At 60.4% G+C, this 20,990-nt stretch carries 21 protein-coding genes; 15 read left to right on the top strand and 6 right to left on the bottom strand.

The window, feature by feature from the left end; translation table 11 throughout:
• The first annotated feature begins 45 nt into the window (after window positions 1-45).
• Together NQ050_RS05280 and adhP are read left to right on the top strand one after the other, a co-directional pair.
• The gene (locus tag NQ050_RS05280) at window positions 46-1,566 is read left to right on the top strand and encodes an aldehyde dehydrogenase family protein (protein WP_257038262.1); all 1,521 of its coding nucleotides are present in this window, start codon (window positions 46-48) and stop codon (window positions 1,564-1,566) included.
• Window positions 1,567-1,687: 121 nt separating this feature from the next.
• Window positions 1,688-2,719, top strand: a complete 1,032-nt coding sequence (adhP, locus tag NQ050_RS05275) for an alcohol dehydrogenase AdhP (RefSeq protein WP_257038246.1) — start codon at window positions 1,688-1,690, stop codon at window positions 2,717-2,719.
• Here adhP and NQ050_RS05270 read toward each other — a convergent pair.
• Entirely contained in the window at window positions 2,716-3,696 is a 981-nt protein-coding gene (locus NQ050_RS05270) for an alpha/beta hydrolase family protein (RefSeq protein ID WP_257038245.1), read from the bottom strand. The two genes, adhP and NQ050_RS05270, sit on opposite strands and share 4 nt — an antisense overlap.
• On the bottom strand, window positions 3,683-3,922 hold the full coding sequence (locus NQ050_RS05265) for a hypothetical protein (RefSeq protein WP_257038244.1): 240 nt from the start codon (window positions 3,920-3,922) through the stop codon (window positions 3,683-3,685). Before NQ050_RS05265 ends, NQ050_RS05270 begins: the two co-directional genes overlap by 14 nt.
• A gap of 102 nt (window positions 3,923-4,024) precedes the next feature.
• Here NQ050_RS05265 and NQ050_RS05260 point away from each other — a divergent pair, with 102 nt between their 5' ends.
• Window positions 4,025-4,843: a carbon-nitrogen hydrolase family protein gene (locus NQ050_RS05260; RefSeq protein ID WP_257038243.1), complete on the top strand. Its 819-nt coding sequence runs from the start codon at window positions 4,025-4,027 to the stop codon at window positions 4,841-4,843.
• On the opposite strand, the gene NQ050_RS05255 is transcribed toward NQ050_RS05260, so the two are convergent.
• From NQ050_RS05255 to NQ050_RS05245, 3 genes are read right to left on the bottom strand one after another with little or no spacing between them, the layout of a single operon-like run.
• Complete coding sequence (locus NQ050_RS05255; protein WP_257038242.1) at window positions 4,840-5,907, bottom strand: oxidoreductase; 1,068 nt, start codon at window positions 5,905-5,907, stop codon at window positions 4,840-4,842. The two genes, NQ050_RS05260 and NQ050_RS05255, sit on opposite strands and share 4 nt — an antisense overlap.
• Window positions 5,904-6,932: an LLM class flavin-dependent oxidoreductase gene (locus tag NQ050_RS05250; protein WP_257038240.1), complete on the bottom strand. Its 1,029-nt coding sequence runs from the start codon at window positions 6,930-6,932 to the stop codon at window positions 5,904-5,906. The genes NQ050_RS05255 and NQ050_RS05250 overlap by 4 nt, the downstream gene beginning before the upstream one ends.
• A 38-nt stretch (window positions 6,933-6,970) precedes the next feature.
• The gene (locus tag NQ050_RS05245; protein ID WP_257038239.1) at window positions 6,971-7,861 is read right to left on the bottom strand and encodes an aldo/keto reductase family oxidoreductase; all 891 of its coding nucleotides are present in this window, start codon (window positions 7,859-7,861) and stop codon (window positions 6,971-6,973) included.
• 112 nt (window positions 7,862-7,973) lie between these two features.
• On the opposite strand from NQ050_RS05245, the gene NQ050_RS05240 reads away from it, so the two are divergent.
• From NQ050_RS05240 to NQ050_RS05205, 8 genes are all read left to right on the top strand, one after another.
• A complete protein-coding gene (locus tag NQ050_RS05240) occupies window positions 7,974-8,867 on the top strand; it encodes an ABC transporter ATP-binding protein (RefSeq protein WP_257038238.1) in 894 nt (297 codons plus the stop codon).
• A gap of 8 nt (window positions 8,868-8,875) precedes the next feature.
• The gene (locus NQ050_RS05235) at window positions 8,876-9,613 is read left to right on the top strand and encodes an ABC transporter permease (protein ID WP_257038237.1); all 738 of its coding nucleotides are present in this window, start codon (window positions 8,876-8,878) and stop codon (window positions 9,611-9,613) included.
• Window positions 9,614-9,623: 10 nt separating this feature from the next.
• Window positions 9,624-10,649 (top strand): sensor histidine kinase, encoded by a 1,026-nt coding sequence (locus NQ050_RS05230; RefSeq protein ID WP_257038236.1) that lies wholly within the window; start codon window positions 9,624-9,626, stop codon window positions 10,647-10,649.
• Window positions 10,642-11,241 (top strand): response regulator transcription factor, encoded by a 600-nt coding sequence (locus NQ050_RS05225; protein ID WP_257038235.1) that lies wholly within the window; start codon window positions 10,642-10,644, stop codon window positions 11,239-11,241. The genes NQ050_RS05230 and NQ050_RS05225 overlap by 8 nt, the downstream gene beginning before the upstream one ends.
• 159 nt (window positions 11,242-11,400) lie before the next feature.
• Window positions 11,401-13,950 carry an ATP-dependent chaperone ClpB gene (gene clpB, locus NQ050_RS05220; RefSeq protein WP_257038234.1) on the top strand — a complete coding sequence of 850 codons (2,550 nt, stop codon included), beginning with the start codon at window positions 11,401-11,403 and terminating at the stop codon, window positions 13,948-13,950.
• Window positions 13,951-14,050: 100 nt separating this feature from the next.
• Window positions 14,051-14,479: an organic hydroperoxide resistance protein gene (locus NQ050_RS05215; protein ID WP_257038233.1), complete on the top strand. Its 429-nt coding sequence runs from the start codon at window positions 14,051-14,053 to the stop codon at window positions 14,477-14,479.
• Window positions 14,479-15,549 (top strand): 1,2-oxophytodienoate reductase, encoded by a 1,071-nt coding sequence (locus NQ050_RS05210; protein WP_257038232.1) that lies wholly within the window; start codon window positions 14,479-14,481, stop codon window positions 15,547-15,549. The genes NQ050_RS05215 and NQ050_RS05210 overlap by 1 nt, the downstream gene beginning before the upstream one ends.
• A 38-nt stretch (window positions 15,550-15,587) precedes the next feature.
• Window positions 15,588-16,418: a sulfurtransferase gene (locus NQ050_RS05205; RefSeq protein WP_257038231.1), complete on the top strand. Its 831-nt coding sequence runs from the start codon at window positions 15,588-15,590 to the stop codon at window positions 16,416-16,418.
• 1 nt (window position 16,419) lies between these two features.
• Here the strand turns inward: NQ050_RS05205 and NQ050_RS05200 are convergent, their stop codons facing one another.
• Window positions 16,420-16,974 (bottom strand): hypothetical protein, encoded by a 555-nt coding sequence (locus NQ050_RS05200; RefSeq protein WP_257038230.1) that lies wholly within the window; start codon window positions 16,972-16,974, stop codon window positions 16,420-16,422.
• A 279-nt stretch (window positions 16,975-17,253) separates the two neighbouring features.
• Here NQ050_RS05200 and NQ050_RS05195 point away from each other — a divergent pair, with 279 nt between their 5' ends.
• From NQ050_RS05195 to NQ050_RS05180, 4 genes are all read left to right on the top strand, one after another.
• Complete coding sequence (locus NQ050_RS05195) at window positions 17,254-18,513, top strand: hypothetical protein (RefSeq protein ID WP_257038229.1); 1,260 nt, start codon at window positions 17,254-17,256, stop codon at window positions 18,511-18,513.
• Window positions 18,503-19,048, top strand: a complete 546-nt coding sequence (gene pyrE, locus NQ050_RS05190) for an orotate phosphoribosyltransferase (RefSeq protein ID WP_257038228.1) — start codon at window positions 18,503-18,505, stop codon at window positions 19,046-19,048. Before NQ050_RS05195 ends, pyrE begins: the two co-directional genes overlap by 11 nt.
• Window positions 19,032-19,697 (top strand): TrmH family RNA methyltransferase, encoded by a 666-nt coding sequence (locus NQ050_RS05185; RefSeq protein ID WP_257038261.1) that lies wholly within the window; start codon window positions 19,032-19,034, stop codon window positions 19,695-19,697. Before pyrE ends, NQ050_RS05185 begins: the two co-directional genes overlap by 17 nt.
• A 130-nt stretch (window positions 19,698-19,827) precedes the next feature.
• Window positions 19,828-20,967: a glycoside hydrolase family 76 protein gene (locus tag NQ050_RS05180; RefSeq protein ID WP_257038227.1), complete on the top strand. Its 1,140-nt coding sequence runs from the start codon at window positions 19,828-19,830 to the stop codon at window positions 20,965-20,967.
• Window positions 20,968-20,990: the final 23 nt, after the last annotated feature.

Raw genomic sequence — 20,990 nt, 5'->3', positions numbered from 1 at the left:
CCAAAATTGTGGCGGGGCACACACTAGATGCAGATTGGAGCTCATGTGACCATCTACACCAAACCAGGCGAAGAAGGATCAATCGTTTCTTTCCGTGATCGCTACGATAACTACATTGGCGGCAAGTGGGTGCCCCCTACTGATGGTGAGTACATGGACAACATCACCCCGGTTACGGGTGAAGTGTTCTGCCAGGTTGCGCGCGGTAAGGCCGCAGACATTGAGCTGGCTCTCGACGCTGCCCATGCGGCCGCACCCGCTTGGGGTGACTCTTCCCCAGTGGAGCGTTCCACCCTCCTGCTGAAGATCGCTCAGCGCATGGAGGAGCACTTGGAGGAGCTCGCCCTGGTGGAAACCTGGGACAACGGCAAGCCGATCCGTGAAACCCTTGCCGGAGACATTCGAGGGGCGATCGATCACTTCCGCTACTTTGCCGCGGCGATCCGCGCGCAGGAGTCCCGCACCTCGCAGATTGATAAGAACACGGTGGCCTACCACTTCCATGAGCCAATTGGCGTGGTCGGTCAAATCATCCCTTGGAACTTCCCAATCCTCATGGCCGCATGGAAGATTGCCCCCGCGCTGGCGGCCGGCAACGCGATTGTGCTCAAGCCTGCGGAGCAGACCCCAGTGTCCATCCTCCACTGGATTGAGTTGGTGGGTGACCTGATCCCAGACGGCGTGCTCAACATCGTCAATGGTCTGGGCGAGGAAGCCGGCGCTGCCCTTTCCGGCTCCAACCGCATTGGCAAGATTGCCTTCACCGGTTCCACTGAGGTTGGCCGCATCATTAACAAAGCCGCCGCAGACAAGATCATCCCAGTCACACTGGAGCTCGGCGGCAAGTCCCCATCCATCTTCTTTGCGGACATCATGGATCAGGATGATTCCTTCTTTGCAAAGTGCGTGGAAGGCTTCACCATGTTCGCACTCAACCAGGGCGAGGTGTGCACCTGCCCTTCGCGTGCACTGGTCCATGAGTCCATCGCAGACGAGTTCCTTAAGCGCGGCGTTGAGCGCGTGAAGCAGATCAAGCTCGGCAACCCACTGGACACCGAAACCATGATGGGTGCGCAGGCCTCCCAGGAGCAGATGGACAAGATTTCCTCCTACCTGGAGATCGGCCCAAAGGAGGGCGCGGAAGTGCTCACCGGCGGCCACATCAACAAGATCGAAGGCCTAGACGGCGGCTACTACATTGAGCCCACCGTGTTCCGCGGCACCAACGACATGCGCATTTTCCGCGAGGAAATCTTTGGTCCGGTGCTCTCCGTGACCACCTTCAAGGACTTCGACGAAGCCATCCGCATTGCGAATGACACCAACTATGGCCTCGGCGCCGGTGTGTGGACCCGCAACCAGAACACCGCGTACCGCGCTGGCCGCGCCATCCAAGCTGGCCGCGTGTGGGTGAACCAGTACCACAACTACCCAGCGCACGCTGCGTTCGGTGGATACAAGGAGTCCGGCATTGGCCGCGAGAACCACCTCATGATGCTGGACCACTACCAGCAGACCAAGAACCTCCTGGTTTCCTACAGCGAGGAACCAACCGGCCTGTTCTAAAGGCGTTGCCACTGTTCCACATCACACCTGTTGCAATCCGGCTTTCCCGTATGGGAGCCGGATTGTGGCGTATCTGCACACTATTGAAAAAGTAATTCAAATCACAATGAGGAGGAAGACCATGACTTTCCCAGAGAAATTCACCGCAGCAGTAGTAGACGAGCTCGGCCCAGAGGTAAACGTCCGCGAAATCGAACTGCCTACCCCAGGGCCAAACCAGGCGCTGGTCAAGCTCATCGCCTCCGGCATCTGCCACACTGACCTCCACGCCGCAGAAGGTGACTGGCCGGTCAAGCCCAAACCGCCATTCATCCCTGGCCATGAGGGCGTGGGTGAAGTGGTGGCACTCGGCCCAGGCGAGCACACCGTTGCAGAAGGTGACATGGTAGGTAACGTCTGGCTGTGGTCCGCTTGTGGCCACTGCGAGCACTGCCGCACCGGTTGGGAAACCCTGTGCAATGAAGCGCAATACGGTGGGTACAACGTGAATGGCTCCTTTGGCCAGTACATGCTGGTAGATACCCGTTATTGCGCCCGCATCCCCGAAGGCGTGGACCCGGTGGCTGCCGCACCAATCCTGTGCGCCGGAGTGACGGTGTACAAGGGCCTGAAGGTCACGGACACCCGCCCAGGGCAGTTTGTGGTGATCTCCGGTGTGGGTGGCCTGGGGCACCTCGCCGTGCAGTACGCGGTGGCAATGGGCCGCCGCGTGATCGCCGTGGATATCGCCGATGAAAAGCTGGAGCTCGCCAAGAAGCACGGCGCGGAGTTCGTGGTAAACGCAAAGGACGGCGACCCATCCCAAGCGATCCTCGAATACACCGGCGGCGGCGCCCACGGTGTGCTTGTGACCGCAGTCCACCCACAGGCATTTGCCCAGGCCATCAACATGGCGCGCAAGGGCGGCACCATCGTGTTCAACGGCCTGCCACCAGGAGAGTTCCCAGCGAACATCTTCAACATCGTGTTCAAGGGCCTCACCATCCGCGGCTCCATTGTGGGCACGCGCCAAGATCTGGAAGAGGCCCTGGACTTCTTCGCGCGCGGCAAGATCCACCCAACCGTCACCGAATGCAAGCTCGACGACGTCAACAGTGTGTTTGAGGACATGCGCCACGGCAAGATCGACGGCCGCATGGCAATCCGCTTCTAGCGCGCAAGCACCTCCCGCATCACCTCATGGAAGGCGGGGTCCTCAAAGTAGTCCGAATGGCCTCCGCTGAGGATCACCCCTTCCACGTGCGGGTCCTCACCATGCAGAGCCCCGAACCGGGAACCCGTGAGACCGATGGGGTCGCGCGCACCCAGCACGGCAACAACTCTTCTACTGCCAGAGAACGCTCCCGACGGAACCCCCGGGCTTCCCACCAACACCACGGTATCTGCCTCAAGGCCGTGGCTTGCGCCCGCGTGGCCGGTTACCACGGACCCGTATGAATAGCCCACAACGGTGAGCTGCGCCTGCGGGGCAACCTCGCGCAAATGTTGCTGAAATGCTGCTAGATCCCGGCCGCCGGCAACCGCCGGCTCGGTGCGCAGCCCCGCCACCACGGAAGCCGGTGCGGTGTACCCCTGCCACGCAATGACCGTTGCCCCGGTGGCCTCATGCAGCGCCAACGCGCGCCGGGCGGCGGCCTCCTGGCCCTGTTCAGAGCTGGAACCCACCCCGGCAACAACGGTGATGATGTTCTGCGCGTCGAGCTCACCAAAGATCACCGCTTCCCCCTCCACGGCAGCACCCGATCCCCGGCACAGCCCCGCCAGCCTATCGAGTTCGGCGGCGCAGGCTGCGTCGAGTTGCCTGCCAAGCGCACGTAACGCCGCGATGGCCGCCACAGACCCTGGGTTGAGGTCCCAGATTTTCTGCGCGAAGCCTTCCAAAACGGCGTTGGCGCTCGCCGTGAGCTCCAAGATGATGGCCGCTTGAGTGAGCAAAAGGTCAAGTTCACGCCTGTGGCGTAGGAGTGTGCGGCTGCGGTTTCGTGCAGCTTGGGCGGCCTGTCCGTCCATGAGGGAAAACGCACGTCCAAGGCCTTCGGCAGTGCGCCCCCACGCCTGCTCGCGGCCGCTGTGGTGGAGTCGCAGTACCTGGGCTGCCGCTCCCAGGGCGCTGGTGCTAAGCGGGATCATGGCGGCCCCAAAACTGCTGGTCCAGCTTTTCTGCGGCGGCAAGCCAGGAGCGAACTGAATTAAGGTGGAGGTCTATGTGTTCCTCGCTGTTTGCACTCAGTTCCTGGTAGATGGCTAAAAATTGGCGGAGTGAGCGTTCGGTTTCCCCGCCAACCGCGGGAACGTCGGGCTGCCTTGGCATGGGGCAGTGGTGAAGATGTTTGGATGCGTCTGTGTGAAATTCCATGCCTTTAAGCCTGCGTGGGCAGACCCCCTGGGTGCTAGGGGCTGGGCAGCGAAAGGGCGGAAACTGTGGAAAACTGCCCAAATTCCACAGTAGGGTTTGGGTATGTTGATCGCACTGGCGCAAATCACAAGTGGGAAAGAGATTCAGGCCAACCTGGAACTCGTGAAAACCCAAGCTCAGAAGGCTGCCGAGGCCGGGGCGAGGGTAGTTGTGTTCCCGGAGGCCACAAGTCAAGCCTTTGGAACGGGCCGGCTGGACACCCAGGCGGAGCCCCTAGATGGGTCGTTTGCCTCTGCCGTGCGTGAACTCGCCGATGAGCTGGGGATTACCATCGTGCTCGGCATGTTTGAGCCAGCGGATACCAAGGGGGAGGTCAATCGCATTTACAACGTGGCCTTGGTTGCCAGCCCCAACACCGCCAACACCTCCGGCACCGCCTACCGCAAGATCCACACATATGACGCCTTTGGCTACAAGGAGTCGGACACCGTAAAACCCGGCTCTGAACTGGCAACATTCACAGTCGATGGGGTGACTTTCGGCGTGGCCATCTGCTACGATGTCCGCTTCCCCGGTCAGTTCCGCGCCCTCGCCGCTCAAGGCGCAGAGGTGATCGTGCTCCCCACGAGCTGGGCCGATGGCGAAGGCAAGCTCGAACAATGGCGCACCCTCACCGCCGCCCGCGCCCTGGACTCCACCACCTTCATCCTCGCCGCCGGCCAGGCCCGCCCCGAGCACAGCGAGGAACGCTCCGAAGGAGCCCCAACCGGCATCGGCCATTCCGCCGTGATCGCCCCAGACGGCACACGCATCGCGGAGGCAGGCTACGCCCCAGAGCTGCTGCTTTGCACTATCGACGTAGCCAAGGTGGCACACACCAGGAAAGCACTGCCCGTTCTGGAAGGCACGGACACGTACTAATCTTCCCAGAATCTCCGCGGGGAGGTATCCAACACCGTGCTGTGCTGAATCCCGCCTTTGGCCAAGGCTTCTTGGGTGGCGCGGATTTCTTCGGTGGTGCCGGCGATGATGATGTGGCGGTCCAGCCAGCGGCCGTAGCTGGCCACCACTTGGCCCACCTGCCCCACCTGCGGGAGGTGGAGCCCCCGTGGCGGTTTGGAGTGCTCGGTGGCACCCACCCACCATGCGTCTTGCGGGTGCTGCACAACCGGGGTGATTGCCAGCCACGGCGCGGTGGCGGCGATCTGCCACATGGTGGCAAGCTCGTACTGCTCACCGGGGTATTCGGAGCTTAAGAACATATGGATGCGCGGCGGGTCGGCGGATTGATTGAGCAGGTCTAGCATCAGCGCGCGCATGGGCGCCAGTGCGGTGCCGTGGCTGATGAGCAGCAGGTCACGGTCATCTAACTCAATGGGGGTGCCGAGTCCCTGGGAGACGCGGCAGGTATCGCCTTCGCGTAGGGCAACTGAGGAGTCGGCAGAAGAATCGAAGCAGTGGATTTCAAGTTGGCCCTGCTCATTTGCTGGAATGGAGGGATATACCCGCATCCATCGCCCTGGGGTGAGCGAGGGGCCGAGCCAGAGGTGCTGGCCAGCACGGTAGGAGGTGGGGGCGTGCACCTGGATGCGCACAATGGTGATGCGCCTGGAACGGCGTTCTACTTGGACCACGTGGGCGTCGGAAAGCTCCGGCGCAGGCCGCGCTTTGAGTTGGCGGGCGCTTTCATGCAGCACCCGCTCCGCCGCCAGGACTTCTTCCAGCGGGAGGTCCTTACCCAGGGTCTGCACGGCGCTTAAGGCGGCGGCGAGGAGCGCGGGGTAGTCACTTTCCTGCACCCCAAAGACCCCGAGCGGGGCGTGTTCCACAAAGCGTTCCGGTGCGCGCAACAGAGCGGCGATTGCCTGCCCGGCCGGTGCGGAGCGCAGGTGCAGCCGGGTGGCTACCTCCGGCGCGTGGGTGAGCACATGCTGCAAGAAGAGCTGGTGAAGCTCGTGTTCCTGGAGCAGTTCTTGGTGAATCACGCTCCCATTCTAGCTGGCTCCCACCCAAGCTCCGGGGCAACGTGCTTGGCAAAGTTTTCCAGGATGGAGAGATTGAGCGCCACGCCTGCCTGGTTGGGGATGGTCAGCATGAGGGTGTCTGCGCTCATCACGGCGGCGTCCTGCTTGAGGGCCTCAATGAGTTTGTCAGGTTCGTCGGCGTAGGTGCGGCCGAAGGTGGCTTTGAGGTCGTCGATGATGCCCACCTGGTCGTGGCTGCTGCGGCCGAACATGGCGCGCTCGGCGTCGTTAGTGATGGGGAAGATGGAGCGCGATACAGAGACGCGCGGCTCCCAGTCATGCCCCTGAGCTGCCCATTCCTCCCGGAAGGCCTGGATTTGGGCGGCTTGGAGGTCACCGAAGGACTGGTCGCTGGTTTCCGCGAGCAGCGTGGAGCTCATGAGGTTCACCCCATCCCGGGCCACTTGCCGCGCGGATTCTGCCGAGCCGGCGCCCCACCACAGCCTGCGGTCTAGCCCCGGAGACTGCGGCAACACGGGCAGCGGCGCGCCCTCGCGGTACATCCTGGGGTACTGCTTGTCCCAGGTAGCGGCGGTGGCTACGGGCTCCCCGCGCACCGCGGCGAGGAATTGCTCCCACTTCGCGCGGGCGATGTCTGCGCCGCGAGGATCCTTCGACCCGGTGTAGCCAAAGGCCTCATATCCGCGCTCAGCCGGCTCCGGTGACCCTCGCGACACCCCAAGCGCGATCCTATGGTTGGAAAGCAGATCCAGTTGCGCAGCCTCTTCTGCAAGGTAGAGAGGGTTTTCATAGCGCATATCGATCACGCCGGTGCCCACTTCAATGGTTTTGGTGGTGGCGGCGATTGCACTCAGTAGCGGCATGGGGGCCGCGCCTTGGGGTGCAAAGTGGTGGACCCGGAAGTAGGCGCCGTTCACGCCCAGCTCATCCGCGGCCTGGGAAAGCTCAAGCGCTTGGTGGAGCATGTCTTTGGCGCCGGAGCGGATGTCGTAATGGCCAAAGCTGAGGAATCCAAATTTTTTCATGGCTCGATGCTAAGCCCATGAATGTGATGTGTCAACAACTAGGGGAGCGGGTGGCCTGCGGCAGTGTACAGCGCATACCACTGCCTGCGGGAAAGCTGCGTTCCAGCACCTTGTGCAATCTCCCGCACGCGCTCCGGGCTGCTGGTTCCCGCAACCACTTGAATCCCGGCGGGGTGCGAGCAAATCCACGACGCAGCAACGGCGGTAGCGCTGCATCCCAGCTCATTACCGACGCGCCCAAGCACCGCATTCAGCTCAGGAAACTCCGGCGAGTGCAGGAACGTGCCACCTGCTGCCTGGAATGGTGCCCAGGCCTGCAGCCGAACGCCTTTCCTGCGGGCGTATTCAAGCAGCCCATAGTTGGCGCTGGCCGTAATGCCCTCGCTGACCAAGCCCGCCTGTACCAATGAAAGCTGCACCTGATTGACCTCCAGTGGCTGGGCGATTGCCTGCTGAAGGAACTCAATTTGTCCGGTGGTGTAGTTGGAAACGCCAAAGGTGCGCACCTTGCCGCTGTGCTGCAGTTCTGTAAAGGCCCGCGCCACTTCCTCGGGTTCCATGAGTGTGTCTGGGCGGTGCAGCAGGAGCGTGTCAATGTAATCCACGTCGAGCGCGCGCAGCGATTCCTCCACGCTGTTCATGATGTGGGCGTAGGAGTGATCATAGTAGGTCGTGGTATTCGGGACGGCCACGATCCCCACCTTGGTCTGCAGCGTGATCTCCTCGCGTTCCGCGGGGCTTAGCGTGAGGGCCTGTGCAAACCGACGCTCACAGTAGTGGTAGCTGCCGCCTGGAGAAAATGCGCCGTAGATGTCTGCGTGGTCAAAGTGCGTCACGCCTTCTTCGCGGTAGGCGGTGTAGAGGGCGCGGATCTGGGCGTCGCTGAGCTCCGCGATACGCATCATTCCCGCAATTACATTCTTGTTCATGGCGTTCATGCTATCTGGGGTGTGCGGAGGGCTAGGAAATGACAAATGTCATTGCATATCGATGATTCTCGGCACTACCTCGGCACCTTGTGCGGCGGCCAGTATTGGAAATATGCAGAAGCCAATCATAGAAGTCTCAGGTTTGACTCGCCGCTACGGTGATTTCACCGCAGTGGACAACATCAGTTTTCAAGTTGCCAAAGGAACATGCTTTGGGTTGCTAGGTACCAATGGTGCCGGTAAGACCTCCACCCTAGATATTCTTGAGGGCTTGGCCTCGGCTACCAGCGGTAGCGTTCAAGTCCTCGGAATGGACCCAATTGCCCAGCGCAAGAAGCTACGCCCACACCTGGGCATCATGCTGCAACACGGCGCTTTGCCAGTGGAACTCAGCGTGAAGGAAACCCTGGTGATGTGGGCCGGAACCTGCAGCACCCCAAAACCAGTGGAAGAAATCCTGGAGAGCGTAGACCTCTTGCACAAGGCTGATACCAGGGTGGGCTCGCTTTCGGGTGGTGAACAACGCCGTCTTGACCTCGCATGCGCACTCGTTGGCTCACCCAGCGTCATTTTCCTGGATGAGCCCACCACTGGTCTTGACCCAGAATCTCGTGCAAACACCTGGGAACTCCTGGCTAATTTGAAGGCATCCGGCGTCACCATGGTGCTCACCACTCACTACCTAGAAGAAGCGGAAATGCTGTGCGACTCCATGGTGATCATGCACAGAGGGGTCATCCGGGCCCAAGGGAGTGTGAAGGAAATACGCCAGGCTCTACCAGCACAGATTAGCTTCTCTCTGAACAACCACCACCTCAGCTTGCCGCAGCTTGATGGCACCGTATCCACTCACGGGGACATCGTTGTGGTGCACACCCAGCAGTTGCAAAAAGATGCGTTTGCTCTGCTCTCTTGGGCGGACGCCAACTCAGTTGAACTGCGCCAGTTTTCTGCTCAACCTGCAAGCCTCATGCAGGTGTTTGAGTCCATTGCGAAACAACCCTAAGGATCTTCATGAAACGAATTATTGCGCTCAGTCGCGCCGAAACTTTGCAATTTCTCCGCAACCGCACGGTCCTAGTGATGGCGCTGCTCTTCCCCGTTGGTACACCGGTAATCCTCTTTTATAAAACCATGGCAGAAAGCCCAGCTACTGCTGTTCTCGCTTTTGAGATGTTCACAATCTTGGTGCTGCTCATCGGCTTGTTTTATGCAGTGCTTTCCATGGCTACTGCGCGAAGGGGAGAGGGTGTGCTCAAGCGTTTGCGAACTGGTGAATGCCAAGACTGGGAAATCCTTGTGAGCATTGCCATGCCAACAGTCATTACCACGGTACTGCAAACGGTGGTCATGCTTGCTGTGATGCGGGCCCGTGGTGCGGTGATGCCACAAGAGCCGCTGTGGTTAGTTGTGGCCATGCTGGGGGGAACGGTCCTCTATGTGGGAGCCGCGTACCTCACCAGTGTATTCACCAAAACGCCGGAGGCTGCTCAATTTACTGCATTTCCGGTGATGGTCGGCTGCATTGTTGGTACTTCTGGGGTGCGCCAACTGCTTTCACCGCAGTTGCAAACAGTGGTGGACTTCCTCCCTTTCACTCCGGTGAACCAGTTGGTGTATCACGCCTGGCTGGGGGATCAGGCGCAGGAAATGTTCAGCCTCTCGCCTTGGCAAATGGCATTGTTGTTGCTTGGCTGGGGGCTGCTTTCCCTGATCGCGGTGCGAAAAACGTTTCGTTGGGAGGCGCGTTAAACTGCACGATATGACTGCACGGCAGCGCCTCCACACTGGCTTTTTCACCACCAGTTGGGTTCTTTGTGCCCCGTTCTACTGGGCGCTCAGCCTGGGTGTGCAGCCGTCGCAGTGGTGGGAGATGGTCATCGCCGGGATCCCCTTCGTTCTTGGTGCGCTCGCCGTGTACCAAGGCGTGGGCCTTTGGGGGAATGGACTTTCCTCTCGTCTCCTCTGGGGTAACTATGTCTGCCTTGCGCTCATGATTTTCTATGAGCCACTGCGCGGTTGGGCGGCGTGGCTCTTGTTCTTGTTTGTATTGCCATTACTCCGCAATCGGCACCTGCATGCCGTGGTCTGGCTCCTCATTGTCTGCGCAATGGGTCCCTGGTGGGTCGCTGCCGTTGCTCTTGCTGCCTATGTGGTGAGTGTGCCTTCCCTGTGGACGCTCAACGTGATCAGGGAGCTTGAACAAGCGCGCAATACTGCTGCTGAGTTGGAAAGGAATAGGGAGCGGTTGCGTATTGCTCAGCAGTTACATGATTCTCTGGGGCAGCACCTGGCCACTGTGGGGCTGAAGGCCCAGGTAATCCAAGAAGTTGTGAAGAAGCGCTACCCGGATGATTCCCAGCTCCTCCATGAGGCGGAAAGTTTGGTAGCAGTGAACAACGAAGCTGTGCTCCATTTGGGGCAGGTGGTGCATGGGTATCGTGCGGTGGAATTGGAGTCTGAGCTCCAGGGTGCGCAAAAGCTGCTCCAAGAACATGGGATCAAGGTGCAGGTGAGCGGAAGTGGCACGGACTTTCCGCATAATAATGCTCTGGCGGCGTGGTTTGTCCGTGAGGCGATTACCAACGTGGTGAAACATTCTGATGCGGGTGCGGTGGACATCCTTGTCGAGCCGCGCAAAGTGAAGGTCCGCAATGACGGGGCCCACGCGAGCATCGGCCCGTGGCGCGGTTTGGACACCCTCGCTTCACGGGCTGCCGCCTCGGGTGGGCGCCTCAACTTGAGTCAGGATGGGGAAGTGGTGGAAGTGGTGCTGGATTTTGATTGACATTGTGATTGCGGACGACGAAGCCCTTGTGGGTTCCTCCCTTGCCACGCTTTTGAGCCTGGAGGAAGATTTCCGGGTGCGTGGCGTGTGCAGTTCTGGTGAGGAGCTGCTTGCGGTCTGGGCTCCTGGGTTCGTTGCGGTGCTGGATTATCACATGAGTGGCATGGATGGTCTTGCTACTGCGCAGGAATTACTCAAGAGTGATCCCGCGGCGCGCATTCTCATGGTTACCAGTCACGCGCGCCCACAGCGATTGAAGCGTGCGTTGGAACTGGGGATCCTTGGCTACTTGCCAAAGACAGCGAGCGCTCAAGACTTTGCGGATGCTGTGCGCACGGTGCATGGCGGAAGGCGATTTATCGACGCCGACCTAGCCGCACACACCATCGGTCTACCGGACTCACCGCTGACACCCCGTGAGGTAGAGGTTCTTGAGCTAGCCGGTGCGGGGTTGAGTGTGCAGCAGATTGCGCGGAAGGTGTACTTGGCTCCCGGTACTACGCGTAATTATCTTTCGTCTGCCATCGGCAAGGTGGGTGCTGCGAACAAGGTTGAAGCGTACCTGCGGGCCCGTGAGGCGGGATGGATCTAGGAGTTTGCCCTGCTAGAAAAGTTTTTGTGGCTGATGTTACTGGAGTGACCAAGCGCAAAAAGCTGGGGTTGAGCCAAGAACGCTCAACTTTTTTTGAGTTGAGTGGAACAAACTCAACTTTGTGGCCGTTGGAGAAAATGTAGTGAAGAAAGGAACATCATGAACGCATTTAATCCAACAACCAAAACTCAAGAAGCCCTGCAGGTAGCGCTGCAGCAGGCTTCCGCTAAAGGCAACCCAGACATTCGGCCAGCGCACTTGCTGGCCGCAATTTTGGGCCAAGAAGACGGCATTGCGGTGCCTGTGCTGCGTGCTACAGGTGTTGATCCCCAGGTGGTGGCCAAGGAGGCCAATGCCTTGGTGGATAGTTACCCCCAGGCACAGGGCTCCGGGATGGCAAACCCGAACTTTAACCGTGACGCCCTCAACGCTTTCACCGCAGCTCAGGAACTCGCCGGTGAACTTGGTGATGAGTACGTGTCTACGGAGGTGTTGCTCGCTGGTATTGCGCGGGGCAAGAGTGATGCCGCTGAGTTGCTCACCAAGCGCGGGGCTACGTATGACGCCATCAAGGGCGTATTTCCCGCAGTGCGTGGGGCAAAGAAGGTGACCACCCAAGACCCAGAAGCGCAGTTCCAGGCCCTGGAGAAGTATTCCACCGATCTCACCGCACGCGCCCGCGAAGGCAAGATCGACCCTGTGATTGGCCGTGACGCCGAAATCCGCCGCGTGGTGCAGGTACTTTCCCGGCGAACCAAGAACAACCCAGTGTTGATCGGTGAGCCCGGTGTGGGTAAAACTGCGATCGTGGAAGGCCTTGCCCGGCGTATTGTGGCTGGTGACGTCCCAGAATCCCTCAAGGGTAAGACTCTTATTAGTTTGGATTTGGGATCGATGGTTGCCGGCGCCAAGTACCGCGGCGAGTTTGAGGAACGCCTCAAGGCCGTGCTGGATGAAATTAAGCAGGCTGAGGGTGAGATCATCACCTTCATCGATGAGCTGCACACCATCGTCGGTGCCGGAGCTACCGGCGACTCCGCGATGGACGCCGGCAACATGATTAAGCCCCTTCTCGCGCGCGGTGAGCTGCGCCTTGTGGGTGCTACCACCTTGGATGAGTACCGCAAGTACATTGAGAAGGACGCCGCCTTGGAGCGTCGTTTCCAGCAAGTGTTTGTTGGGGAGCCTTCGGTGGAGGATGCCATCGGTATTCTGCGCGGCCTCAAGGAGCGCTACGAGGTGCACCACGGCGTGCGCATTCAGGACTCTGCCCTGGTAGCAGCAGCCACGCTCTCGGACCGCTACATCACCTCCCGCTTCCTGCCGGACAAGGCCATCGACTTGGTGGATGAGGCGGCCAGCCGCCTGCGCATGGAAATTGACTCCTCGCCGCAGGAAATCGATGAGCTCGAGCGCATCGTGCGCCGCCTTGAGATTGAGGAAATGGCGCTGACCAAGGAAACGGACGCCGCCTCAAAGGATCGCTTGGCCAAGCTGCGCCAGGAGCTTGCCGACGAACGCGAGCGCCTGGGCGAACTGGTTGCACGCTGGAACAACGAGAAGCAAGCGGTGGACCGGGTGCGTGAAGCCAAGGAGGAGCTGGAGAAGCTGCGCCAGGAATCGGAGATCGCGGAGCGTGACGGCGACTACGGCCTGGTAGCCGAGCTGCGCTACGGGCGTATCCCTGAGCTGGAAAAACAGCTCGCGGATGCGGAGGCTTCTGAGGTGGAAACCACCATGATTACTGAGGAAGTCACCCCGGACACCATCGCGGAGGTCGTCTCCGCATGGACCGGGATCCCCGCCGGCAAGATGCTCCAGGGTGAAACGGAAAAGCTGTTGCACATGGAGGATGAGCTGGGCAAGCGCGTGGTAGGCCAGCTCGAGGCTGTGCAGGCGGTTTCCGACGCCGTCAGGCGTGCTCGGGCCGGCGTGGCAGACCCGAATCGGCCCACGGGTTCCTTCCTCTTCCTCGGCCCCACCGGTGTGGGTAAGACGGAGCTTGCCAAGGCGCTGGCGGAGTTCATGTTTGATGATGAACGCGCAATGGTGCGCATTGACATGTCCGAGTTTGGTGAGAAGCACTCCGTGGCCCGCCTCGTTGGTGCCCCTCCAGGCTATGTGGGGTATGACCAAGGTGGCCAGCTCACCGAGGCAGTGCGCCGCCGCCCCTATACGGTGGTGCTGTTCGACGAAGTGGAAAAGGCCCACCCGGATGTGTTTGACATCCTGCTCCAGGTCCTTGACGAAGGCCGGCTGACCGACGGCCAGGGCCGCACGGTGGACTTCCGCAATACGGTGCTGATCCTCACCTCCAACCTGGGCGCCGGTGGCACCAGGGAGCAGATGATGGATGCGGTGAAGCGCGCCTTCAAACCGGAGTTTGTGAACCGCTTGGATGACGTGGTGATTTTTGACCCACTGAGTGAGCAGCAATTGGCAAACATCGTGGACATTCAGGTTCGTGATCTTGCCAAGCGTCTGGAAACTCGCCAGTTGCGGCTGCATGTATCCGATGCTGCGCGCCTCTGGCTCGCTGAGCGAGGCTACGATCCTGCCTATGGTGCGCGCCCGCTGCGTCGGTTGATTCAGCAGGCGATCGGTGACCAGTTGGCAAAGAAGCTGCTCTCGGGTGAAATCCGGGACGGCAACACAGTGAACGTGGACGTTGCCGATGGCGGCGCGGCACTTGAGGTGTCCGCTGCCTAACGGAAGGGCTCCCCTGTGTGGGAGCTCTTTTCGTGCAATTTAAATTGCGCACAATTTAAATTAGGTGCATACTTGTGTGAAACCAACATAGGAGGATCAGATGACACTTCAACCGCTCTACACCGCAGAAGCGCTCGCAACTGGTGCGGGCCGGAATGGGCATGTACGCACCGCAGATGGGTTGCTGGATACCCAGATGGCCGTCCCTCAAGAAATGGGTGGCCCAGGCGGCGCGCCAAATCCCGAGCTGCTGTTCGCTGCGGGATATGCGGCTTGTTTCCACTCCGCCTTGCAATTAGTTGCACGCAATGAAAATGCGGATTTGGGTGAAAGTGCAGTGGGTGCAAAGGTGAGTATCGGCAAGCTGGAAGATGGCGGCTTTGGGCTCGCCGTGGAACTTGAAGTGGTGATCCCAGGCCAAGCACACGAACAAGCGGTGCAATTGGCACACAAGGCGCACCAGGTGTGCCCATACTCCAACGCAACCCGCGGCAACATTGCAGTAGAAATCAACGTGGTGGAGGACTAATGCTCTTTGAACCCATGCAAGCTGGGGAAATCAGGCTGAACAACCGTGTTGTCCAAGGCCCAATGGGGCGCCTGCGCGCGGACACGCAGGGTGTGCCAGGGGAACTGATGGTGGAGTTCTATCGGCAGCGCGCGGGGATGGGGTTGTTGATTACCGACGGCACCTTCCCCACCACAGCCGGCAAGGTGCAATACAAGCAACCCGGCCTGGAAACCGCCGAGCAAGCCGCTGGCTGGAAGCAGGTGGTTAGTGCGGTGCACGCCGAAGGCGGGAGTATCGTGGTGCAACTCATGCACGCCGGTTGGAACACGCACCGAGAAATCACGGGCCAACCTACGCAATCCCCAAGTGCACTCCCTCATGAGGGCTACACCCACAACGCTTTGGGTGAGCGCATTGCCTATGAGGTCCCTGAAGAACTTGACCAGGATGGCCTAGAGAGCATTCGTGAAGGCTTTGCCCTCGCCGCACAGCGGGCAGTGCAAGAGGCAGGTTTTGATGGCGTGGAGCTGCATGGCGCCAATGGCTACCTGCTTCACCAATTCTTGAGCCACAACACCAATTTGCGCAGCGATGCCTATGGCGGCAGCCCGGAAAAGCGTGCGGCGTTCCCCCTTGAGGTCGCGGCGGCAGTGGTGGAAAAGGTGGGACCTGGGCGCGTCGGTATGCGAATCAGCCCTGCGCTGCCAATCCAAGGTGTAGCGGAGACGCAGGAGGTTGTGGAAACCTATGATGCCCTGGTAGATGGGCTCAATGAGCTGGGAATTGCCTACCTCTCCGTGGAGTACGCCCCGGATACTGAACAGTTGGTTCGGCATATCCGCGAGCGCTTCCAGGGAGCGTTCTTCCTCAATGATGCGTCCAAGATGGGAACAACGGAATTCAATGGGCTGCAGGATGCCCAACGGATGTTGGAGCTTGCCGACGCAGCCGTGGTGGCCCGTGCCGCATTGGCTAATCCTGACCTGGTTGCGCGCTGGCAGCAAGGCGTTGAACTGCAGCAACCTGATTGGGATCACATCTACACTGGCGAGGCGCGCGGCTACACGGATTATCCGAAAGCAACCTAGTTGGGCGAGCATAAGAAACAGCTAATAGAATCGCTGGCATGAGCATCCTCATTTCCGTAGAAGAACTCGCCGAGCGCATCCATGCCGGCAGCAACAACATCATCCTTGCCTGCTTGTGGGAGGCGCATAGCGGGTCCGGGTTCCCAGCATTCAACTCCGAGCACATCTCCACCTCGCGGTTTTGCGACGTAGCCTTGGCCCTTTCCTCCGTACCAAGCTCCAAGACGGGCCGTAATCCCCTGCCAACCAAGGCAAACCTGGACCGTTGGTTCCGCCGCTGGGGTTTGGACTCCAAGCGCCAGGTGGTGGTGTATGACAACTTCAAGGGCCTCTACGCCGCCCGTGCCTGGTGGGTGCTGAAGTGGGCCGGCGTGGAAAACGTGGTCTACTTGGACGGCGGGCAGAAGCTGTGGGAGGCCAAGGGGAACCAAACCCTGGGTGGCCCAGGCAATCTGTCCACTCCTGGCGACCTCAGCGCGGACCTTGGCCACATGCCAACCGCCACCATCGAGGACGTGAAGGCGCACAACGGGATCCTCTTGGATGCGCGCGAGGCCAACCGCTTTGCTGGACGCAAAGAGTTCCTGGACCTCAAGGCGGGCCACATCCCAGGCGCAGTAAACGTGCCTTCACGTGACCTGCTGCAAGAGGACGGCACCTTCAAGAGCGCCGAGGAGCTGCGTGAGATCTTTGCAAACGTGGGCATCACCAGCGCAGACAACGTGATTGCCTACTCCGGATCGGGCAACCACTCTGCCCAGGCGATCATCGCTATGAACATCGCCGGGATTGGCACCCCGCGCCACTACGTTGGCGGCTGGTCGCAATGGTGTGCAGACCCCAAGAATCCAGTAGAGCGCGGGGAATAAGTTAGGTGAGCTGCAAGAGATAAATGGAGTAGTTGCCGTCTTCTTGCCGCAGCTCACTTTCGGGGTGGTAGTTGTAGCTCACATTCAACGTGAGGTACTTGACGTCCTCCGGCACGTCCAAGGTGGCTACCGTCCCACCCTCAGTAAACCCATCCCGGTTCATGGTGCCGAGTTCCTGGAAGTAAACCGAGTCCGAGGACAGAAGTTCTTCGAGGTTCGAGCCTGTAAGGCTACTGAAACCTAGGGTGCGAATTTCCGTAATGACGTAGCGTTCCGGGGCAATGAGGGAGATTGTCAGGCCGGGGAGCTGAACGGAGACGTCGGTGAACTCGAACGGGTCAGTAAAGATTGCTTCGTCGAGCTCCACTACGTTGCCGTGGCGCCACTCTTCCACTGGGGCGAGCTCATTGCCCTCAATCAGCAAGGCGGCCTCGGGTTGGGTTCGCGTCGCGGAGGCGGGGCGCGCCTCGTCGGCGGTCTTCTCGAAGTAGGTGGGGGTGTCTACGTCTTCAAACGGGGCACTAAATTCAAACGGGGTGCCAAATTCAATTTCCATGGGGTTTCCTCCTCCGAATTGGTGACTGGTGCCTCTTGCGCGGATTGGCAGGAGGCAAGGAAAGCCGCACTTGCCAACAGCATGGTTACGAAAACCTTTGTGAAGCCAGGTTGCATTGTGCTGACCTTTCATTGAGGGGAATTGCCCATGGATCTTAGTGAAAATTGATCGCCGTTCATTTCTGAATCAATCCAGGTCGCCCCATATGGGGGTGCGCTGTGTTTCGCCCTGTTGATCGAGTAGAGCCGGCTGGGCCGCCTGTGCGGTTAAGCTGAAGCCATGCTCTTTTTGGTTGCGGCCTTGCTCTTTCTTGCTGGTGTAGCGCTGTGGTGGCTCGATGCCCGTCGGAGAAACAGCCAACAGTTCAGTGCGGCTGATTCCGGCCCTGTTGCCACCGAAGAAATCGAACCTCAATCCCAACCGGTTAGCGAACCTCAGCCCCAGCCGGATCAAGCGAGCGTTAACTACGGCGCAACCGAGGAAATTGTGGATGCTCAGGTGGAGGCTGAGTTGGTGGCACTGCCCGCGGTGGAGCCCGAATCTTTGCAGGTGGAGCCAGTGGAAATTGCGGAGGAGGACATCGAGTTCACCGCCCCCCGCGCTGCCCAACTCCAACCCCAGCCCCAGCCGGTGCCAGCAACGCCGGACCGTGACGCCCCTCGTCGGCAAGCGTTTGGGAGTTTCCCCGGCGCCCCCAAGCGGGAGAAGCGGGCCTGGGCCCAGCAGCACGGCTTTGCGTACGTCAAGCAGGACGCGTACCTCGCGGAGGAGTGGGTGCGGGTGCAGGGAACCGCAAAGGATGTGGTCAGCGGGGTGTCTGGTGGCTATGAGACGCACCTGCTCGAACTCGGCGGCGCCACGGTGATGGCTATCCGACGCGCCCAAGGCTCCGAGGTGGTGCTGGAGGCTCGGCGGGAGGGAAGTGGCTCGGAGGACCTGCAGCCGGTGCGCGCCTTCGCGGGTTTTGGACTGCGCGCCAACGAACAGGGCGCGGTGGAGCGTTTCCTGGATGAGCGCGTAGATCAGGCGCTGCAGCAGTTGCCCGCGGCGGTGCAGATGGTGTGGTGGGAGTCGGAGTGGGTGCTGGCGCAGTTCGCCAAGGGCAGTGACCAGGCAGATTGGGATGCCACCTTGGCCCCGCTTGCCGCGCTGGCTGACGCCGCCCGCATCCTCCCGCCGCGCAAGGGCGCGAAGCAGCCCGTGGAGTTCCAGGAGTTCGACCCCACCCGGGCTTTCGTTCACGTAGCGGCCGCGCCGCAGGACCCGGACGAGGACGAACTGCCCGAATTGCCGGACGTGCCGCAACGCCCCGCAGAGCCTTTGAGTTTGCCCAGCAGGGCCGTTGGGGCGTCGCACGGCGAAGTGGAGTTGCGCCAGCTCGGGGAGGATGAGGTGCGCAGCATCGGCGAGCAGGCGCAGGCCCCGCAGGACTTCCAGGGAACCCGCGTGCTGCGGGATACAAGCGCGGGCTCGAGTATCTTTGACGATATTGTGGCCGAACTCGGTGACCCAACCCAAGGAGCAAACGATGGCAATTAATCAAGAAAAGAAGGCGCAGCTCGCCCAACTGGTCAAGGAGCTCGCCGTGGTCCACGGCAAAGTGACCCTCTCCTCCGGCAAGGAGGCGGATTACTACGTTGATCTGCGCAGGGCAACGCTGCATGCCCAGGCCTCGCGCCTCATCGGTGAACTGTTGCGTGAGCTCACCGCGGACTGGGATTACGTTGCCGTGGGCGGCCTCACCCTCGGCGCTGACCCCGTGGCCACCGCCATCATGCACGCCGACGGCCGCGAGATCCACAGCTTCGTTGTCCGCAAAGAAGCCAAGAAGCACGGCATGCAGCGCCGCATCGAGGGCCCGGACATTGTGGGCAAGAAGGTGCTGGTTGTGGAGGACACCACGACCACCGGCAACTCCCCGCTGACCGCCGTTGCTGCCCTCCGCGAGGCAGGCGCTGAGGTAGTGGGCGTGGCCACCGTGGTAGACCGCGCCACTGGCGCTGACCAGGTGATCGCTGCAGAAGGTCTGGAATACCGCTTCCTTTTGGGGCTGGAAGATCTTGGACTCGCTTAAAGGCCCCACTGAGTGGAACGAGGGGCGCCACGGCGTAGGCCCCTGGGTACAGGAGCATCCCGACGAACCCGTGCCCGACGCCCCACACCTGGACCCTGAGCTGCTGGAACATGGGGACCGGCGCAACGTGGTGGACGCCTACCGCTACTGGCGCCGCGAGGCAATTGTGGCGGACATCGATACCCGCCGCCACCCGCTGCACATCGCCATTGAAAATTTTGAGCACGATGCCAACATCGGCACCGTGGTGCGCACTGCCAACGCTTTTGCCGTAGACACTGTGCACATAGTGGGGCGTAAGCGGTGGAATCGCCGTGGCGCCATGGTGACGGACCGCTACCAGCACCTCGTGCACCACGAGTCCACCGAGGCGCTCATTGAGTGGGCGTTGGCGCAGCAACTCACCGTGGTGGCCATTGATAACACGCCGGGGTCCGTGCCGCTGGAAACCGCGGAACTGCCCGAGCGGTGCCTGCTCCTGTTCGGCCAGGAAGGCCCCGGTGTGACCCGCGCGGCGCAGGAGGGTGCGTTGATGACGTGCTCCATCGCGCAGTTCGGTTCCACCCGTTCCATCAACGCAGGGGTGGCTGCGGGGATTGCGATGCACGCTTGGGTGCGCCAGCACGCGGACCTGAACAAGGCGTGGTAGTGCATAAAAATAACGCTTTAGTAACGTTTTCTTGTGAATGTCGATATAATCGGCTGAGTGCCTATTCTCCCAGCTAGTCAGGGTGAAGGCGTGTTCCTTATCCACCTGCTCACCCCTAGGAACGGCTTCCTTGAACGAAATTTGGTTGCACAGGGCTGACCTCGCAGAAGCAGCCATCCAGCAACGCCACGCCTCCCGCGTTTGGGCAATCCCCAAAACCAACCTGGCAGTTGTTGCTTGGCCGCCAACCACCAAGGAAAAGCTGTTCTACCGCTGGCACTACTGGTGGCAGGCGCACTACTTGGACTGCCTCGTTGACGCCGCAACCAGGGTGAACACCAAAGGGCGCAAGACTGCGATCAAAGAGACGATCACCGGCATCCGGGTGCGGAACCTGGGCAAACTCACCAAGAATAAGTATTACGACGACAAGCTCTGGCTTGCCCTCGCCATGCAACGTGCCCGAGGCCTGGAGGAGAAGAGCCCCAAAAAATATCAGCGCACCTTAGAAGCGAACATTTTTGCTGGGCGCGATGAGATCGTCGGAATGCTGCCTTGGCGCACCGGAGAGCATTTCTTCAACGTGCCCACCAACGGCCCCGCGGCCATCCTTGCTGCTCGTTCCGGGGATGTGGCAACGGCGCGAGCGCTTGTGGACTGGATCTTTGACAACCTGATTGATGATAACGGCCTGGTGATGGACGGCATTCGCATGTCCATGAATGGCCCTGAGGTGGTCAAACCCACGCACCCCTACTGCCAGGGCGTGGTGCTTGGGGCGTGCCTGGAAATTGTGCTTGCGCTGCAGGGAAGTGATGAGGCCGAAGCTGCAATGCCTTATCTTTCCCACATCCGTGCGCTCACTCAGGCTGTGGCTAAGGAAATGGCAACCAGCGCTGGGGTGATTGATTGGCGCACCGGCGATGGTGATGGTGGCCTTTTCAAGGGCATTTTGGTGCGCTACCTCGCAGACCTTGCGGTACGCCTCCCGGAGGACTCAGAGGCAAACCGCGCCACCAAGCGTCTGGCTGCCAAGATGGTGATGGGCTCTGCGAACAGCGTGTGGAATCACCGCCTGGAGGTGGATGGCCTGCCGATCTTTGCCACCGACTGGACCGATGATGCACGCCTGCCGCACAACTACGGTGTGGGTGGTTCCTCACTGAGTGACATCGTGCGCATCGTGCGCATTGATGAACGTGACCTCTCTGTGCAGCTCTCCGGCTGGATGCTCCTGGAGGCCGCGGCGCGGGTGAGTGCGCACAGTTAATGTTGAAGAAAGTTTGACTATGC

Source organism: Corynebacterium sp. 122RC1 (assembly GCF_024580955.1).
Classification (GTDB): domain Bacteria; phylum Actinomycetota; class Actinomycetes; order Mycobacteriales; family Mycobacteriaceae; genus Corynebacterium; species Corynebacterium kozikiae.
This window is presented reverse-complemented; position numbering and strand designations above follow the sequence as displayed.